At 46.5% G+C, this 5,537-nt stretch carries 3 protein-coding genes; 2 read left to right on the top strand and 1 reads right to left on the bottom strand.

All coding sequences use genetic code 11. The annotated features are described in order from the left end of the window. Positions 1–82 precede the first annotated feature (82 nt). The gene (dnaK, locus tag F6K37_RS30960; RefSeq protein WP_008186736.1) at positions 83–1,993 is read left to right on the top strand and encodes a molecular chaperone DnaK; all 1,911 of its coding nucleotides are present in this window, start codon (positions 83–85) and stop codon (positions 1,991–1,993) included. A gap of 641 nt (positions 1,994–2,634) precedes the next feature. Then, a complete protein-coding gene (locus F6K37_RS30965) occupies positions 2,635–3,996 on the top strand; it encodes an ATP-binding protein (protein ID WP_287254367.1) in 1,362 nt (453 codons plus the stop codon). Between the two features lie 263 nt (positions 3,997–4,259). Here F6K37_RS30965 and F6K37_RS30970 read toward each other — a convergent pair whose 3' ends face one another. Then, the gene (locus F6K37_RS30970; RefSeq protein WP_287254369.1) at positions 4,260–5,453 is read right to left on the bottom strand and encodes an HhoA/HhoB/HtrA family serine endopeptidase; all 1,194 of its coding nucleotides are present in this window, start codon (positions 5,451–5,453) and stop codon (positions 4,260–4,262) included. Positions 5,454–5,537: the final 84 nt, after the last annotated feature.

The raw sequence follows: 5,537 nt of genomic DNA on the forward strand, positions 1-5,537 counted from the left end.
CTTGAACCAAAAGGCACGGATAATTCTCTAATCCTCTCCTACCCTACCAGTATTTGTAGTTATAGGCACCCGGAACACTCTTATGGCAAAAGTTGTTGGAATTGACTTAGGTACAACAAACTCCTGTGTAGCAGTAATGGAAGGTGGTAAACCCACGGTTATTGCTAATGCAGAAGGTTTTCGGACAACCCCTTCAGTCGTAGCTTATGCCAAAAATGGCGATCGCTTAGTCGGTCAAATTGCTAAGCGTCAGGCGGTGATGAACCCCGAAAACACTTTCTATTCAGTCAAACGCTTCATTGGACGTAGATACAGTGAAGTCACCAACGAGGCTACCGAAGTATCTTACAAAACTCTCAAGGTTGGTGATAATGTCAAGCTAGATTGCCCAGCTCAAGGAAAGCAATTTGCGCCAGAAGAGATATCAGCTCAGGTGCTGCGCAAGCTGGTTGATGATGCTAGCAAGTATCTTGGGGAAACCGTTACCCAAGCCGTAATTACTGTGCCAGCTTACTTCAATGACTCCCAGCGTCAAGCTACTAAGGCAGCGGGTAAAATTGCTGGGGTTGAAGTGCTGCGGATTATCAACGAACCCACCGCAGCCTCTCTGGCTTATGGTTTAGACAAGAAGAGCAACGAAACTATCCTAGTGTTTGACTTGGGTGGTGGTACCTTTGACGTCTCCATTCTAGAAGTAGGCGACGGGGTGTTTGAAGTGTTGGCTACCTCCGGTGACACTCACCTCGGTGGTGATGACTTTGATAAGAAAATTGTTGATCACCTAGCCAAAGAGTTCCAAAGCGCAGAAGGGATTGACCTACGTAAGGACAAGCAAGCTCTACAACGTCTGACTGAAGCCGCAGAGAAAGCCAAGATTGAGTTGTCTAGCGTTATGCAAGCTGACATTAACTTGCCTTTCATCACGGCTACCCAAGAAGGGCCTAAGCACCTGGATATGACCTTGACTAGGGGTCAGTTTGAAGATATTTGCTCTGACTTAATCGACCGTTGCCGCATTCCGGTAGAGAATGCCATCAAAGATGCCAAACTCGACAAGAGTGCCATTGATGAGGTGGTCTTGGTTGGTGGTTCCACTCGGATCCCTGCAGTGCAAGAGGTGGTCAAGAAGGTACTTGGCAAGGACCCCAACCAAACCGTTAACCCCGATGAAGTGGTAGCAGTAGGTGCTGCTATCCAAGGTGGTGTATTGGCTGGTGAAGTCAAGGATATCCTACTGTTGGATGTTACCCCCTTGTCCTTGGGTGTGGAAACTCTCGGTGGCGTGATGACGAAACTGATTCCCCGCAACACCACTATCCCCACCAAGAAGTCAGAAACCTTCTCTACTGCTGTGGATGGTCAGACCAACGTAGAAATCCATGTTCTTCAGGGTGAGCGGGAAATGTCCTCTGACAACAAGAGCTTGGGAACCTTCAGATTGGATGGTATTCCCCCTGCACCCCGTGGCGTCCCTCAGATTGAGGTAACCTTTGACATTGATGCCAACGGTATCCTGAATGTTACCGCTAAGGACAAGGGCACTGGTAAGGAACAGTCGATCAACATTACTGGTGCGTCCACCCTATCCGATCAGGAAGTAGACCGGATGGTGAAAGATGCTGAAGCTAATGCAGAGGCTGACCAAGAGCGTCGTGAGAAGATTGACCGTAAGAACCAAGCTGATTCTCTGACCTACCAGGCCGAGAAACAGATTAAAGAACTGGATGATAAATTGCCAGCTGCTGATAAGGAGAAGATCGAAGGGTTGATCAAAGACCTGCGAGAGGCAATTGGCCAAGAGGATGATGAGAAAATCAAGACTCTGACCCCTGAGTTACAACAAGCTCTCTACAGTGTTAGTGCTAACCTCTATCAACAAGCTGAGGGGGCTGCTCAGGCTACCGATGCTGACACACCAGGCCCTGATGCTGCTGCTTCTGGTAGCTCTGGTGGTGATGATGTCATTGACGCTGAGTTTTCTGAAAGCAAGTAGAGGTTTGGGTAAGCATATGCGCTACGCGCACGCTACTTGAGGTGCGGTCAGCGGTCAGCGGTCAGCGGTCAGCGGTCAGCGGTCAGCGTCCCGTAACTCAGATCAAAAAAATGGTTACCTGTTTTATTCATAAACTGATAACTGATAACTGATAGCTGATAGCTAATAGCTGATAGCTGAATACTTAGATGGCTAATAGCTAATGGCAGAGAATCCTAACCCTTAGTTGATCCCTGTCCAAAGTCTAATCAAGGTTGATGAGTGATACAATGCTCATCAACCTTTTGTTTATTGGATTTTAGGGAGTAGGGAGTAGGGAATCGGGAATCGGAAGTAGGGAAAAAATTATCACAATTACGACACGGATTGCTATATGATAAATTAGTACCTAAAGTCTAGACAAAAGGCATTCATGCTAGAGGCAATAGTCGTCACTTAGTAAAGTTGATTAATAATAGAGGATATCAGTATTTTTAGCAAAAAAAGTAAATCCTTAAAGTAGTTTATCGGTGACATTTTTAAAACATCAAAACATCAAACTAAAATCAACTTTTGCCTATTGCCTATTGCCTCTTCTGAATTCCCGATTCCCGATTCCCGATTCCCGATTCCCGATTCCCTAACCAACTGAAAACCCTATTGTGGATAAACAAACGATTGATTCAATTCAAAACCTCCGCTACCAAGCTGCATCTTTGCTAGTTTATCAATCAGTATTGAGTGAAGGGGTAGGTTTAGCTTTTTTGAAACTATTAGAAGCTATAGTGAACAGGGATGTGGATGACATCCGTTGTTTAAAAGCTTATGGTGACTGGTTTCAAGGGTTAGCTAGCAAAAACGAAAGTTGGCAATATTATCTGTTTAGGCAAATCCTTAGGGCTGATAATTCCTTTACCAGGCAAGTGCAAGGTTCTGAATTAGAAACATTACCGCCAGCATTGGTAGAGGCGGCTCGTCATGACTTACAAGCTTTACAAAATATCTATAAGTGCAGCACTAAACAACTTTGTAAGTGGGTCAAAAGAGCATCTGTTTTACCAGTTGAACTGGTGCCTTGGAATTGTGAGTCAAGTCAATCCAGGTCTGGGTCTGACCAGAGTGATAAACGTAGTCGATGGCAAGCTGATCTACAAGCTAAACTAAATAATTTAGACAATTGGGCTGATGGCTTGGAGGCGATCGCGGCATACTATCGAGAGTTTGGCACTGGACTTTTTGCTGACTATCAGGGGTTTCGTTGGCAATCAGGTCAGTTGTTTGGTATTGCTAATCCAGATCCGATTAGACTCAGTGAGCTGGTGGGCTATGAATTGGCGCGGACGCAATTGCTCAAGAATACAGAGTTTCTGCTGAAAGGCTACCGAGCCCTGAATGTATTACTTTACGGTAGTCGCGGTTCAGGTAAGTCTTCTTTGGTCAAGGCGTTGTTAAATGAATACGGTGAGCGGGGATTGCGAATTATTGAAGTCCCGAAATCAGAGATGATCGATTTACCGGTGATTACCGAGCAATTGCGAGACCAGCCTCAAAAATTTATTATCTTTATCGATGATTTATCCTTTGAAGAGGATAATGATTCCTACAAAGCTTTAAAGGTAATGTTGGAAGGGAATTTAACAGCACGACCTGACAATGTTGTGGTTTACGCGACCTCTAATCGACGACACTTGATTCGAGAATTCTTTGAAGACCGTCCCCGTCCTAGCAATGAAGAGGTTCATGGTTGGGATACGGTTCACGAGAAACTTTCGTTTAGCGATCGCTTTGGCTTAACCTTAACCTTTGAGAAAGCTGACCAGAAAACCTACTTGAAGATTGTCCAACATCTAGCTACCCTAGCCCAAATCCCCCTTGAGCCTAGTGAAATCAGACGTCGTGCCTTACAGTGGGCGATCCGAGCCAATGGTTTCTCTGGTAGAACAGCACGACAGTTTGTTGATTTTTTACAAGCAGAGGAAGTGGGGAGTCGGGAGTCGGGAGTCGGGAGTCGTGAAGAGATGTAGATGTAGGGTGGGCACTACACAGACCGATTAACTCAGCTTGCTAATCCTTTAGCTAGCTACTGCCCACCTAGTTACTGCCCACACTTGCGATCTAAATTTGAATACGGTGGGTTACGGCGCGCAGCAACACTGATTGGTCATCCCTGAAAATCCTGGCCGCGCCTAACCCACCCTACGAAATACGAACTCCCGACTCCCGATTCCCGTTCCCCTCCTGGGAGGGGTTAGGGGTGGGTTCCGATTCCCTACTCCCTCTATTATCTTCAATTTTCCATGGGAAACGCCCCTGGTCGCACCACGATTAGTTTGGTCTTACCGTTACGAAGCACTTCCACCTCTAACTGGGAGCCAACTTCAGAGGCTTCCACACCCTGCTGAACCTCAGTGGCATTTTTAACTGGTTTCGACGCAACGGTTTTAATGATATCTCCTGATTTAAAACCAGCTCTCTGGGCGGGGGAGCCTGGGACAACCCGGACGATTAAAACCCCATGATCTTGAGTGACTTTCAGGTCAAAGTCTTGGTCTTGATTAATTTTTTCTCTCAACTCTGGGGTCAAGGTCACCATCTGAATGCCTAGGTAAGGATGCTCAACTTTACCTTTAGAAAATAGTTGATTGGCAATCCGTTCCGCAGTTTCCACGGGGATAGCAAACCCTAAGCCTTGGGCATTGGCTCGAATAGCGGTGTTAATCCCAACTACTTCACCAGTGGCATTCAACAACGGACCACCAGAATTACCAGGGTTAATGGCGGCATCCGTTTGGATAAAGCTGACCCGTTTTTCTGGAACCCCGACTTGGGAACTAGAGCGCCCCAAGGCACTGATGATACCGACGGTTACAGTATTATCTAAACCGAGGGGATTACCAATAGCGATCGCCCATTCTCCTGGGGTCAAATTCTCTGCTTTACCCAAGTTGACTGTGGGCAAGTCCGTTGCTTCAATTTTGACTACGGCTACATCGGTGACTGGGTCAGTGCCTACTACTTGACCGTCAAAGCTGCGACCGTCTTTTAGGGTGACTTTAACTTCCTCTGTGCCTTCTACAACGTGGGCATTGGTAATCAAGCGTCCATCGGAGCTGAGGATAAACCCTGAGCCGGTGCCTTGCTCGATGCGCTGTTTTGGCATAGGCAGGTCATCCCCAAAAAAGCGCCTAAAGAAAGGATTGTGGAACGGTTGTGGGATATCCCGTGATACCTGACGGGCTGCATCGATTCTCACCACTGCCGGACCTACTTTCTCTACCGCTTTAGCAATGAAATTCAGGTTTCTCTGGGGTTTAACCGTTGGTCGTTGTGGCGTGAATGGTTGTAATACTGCTGGAACGATTTGTGGGCGTCTGATTACCTCTTGCTCTGCCATGAGATAGCGACTACCCAAAACCCCTGCACCTCCGCCCAAGCCCAGCAATGTCAGATAAACGGTCAGCTGCTTTAGGGATAAACTCATGGTTCTAGTAATTTCACTAATTGCTTTTGGGGTCTATATACTTACACTTTACTGAAAAATGTCAAGTGTTGGCCGAAGAATATT

Source organism: Moorena sp. SIO4E2, from assembly GCF_010671945.1.
In the GTDB taxonomy this organism is placed as follows: Bacteria; Cyanobacteriota; Cyanobacteriia; order Cyanobacteriales; family Coleofasciculaceae; genus Moorena; species Moorena producens.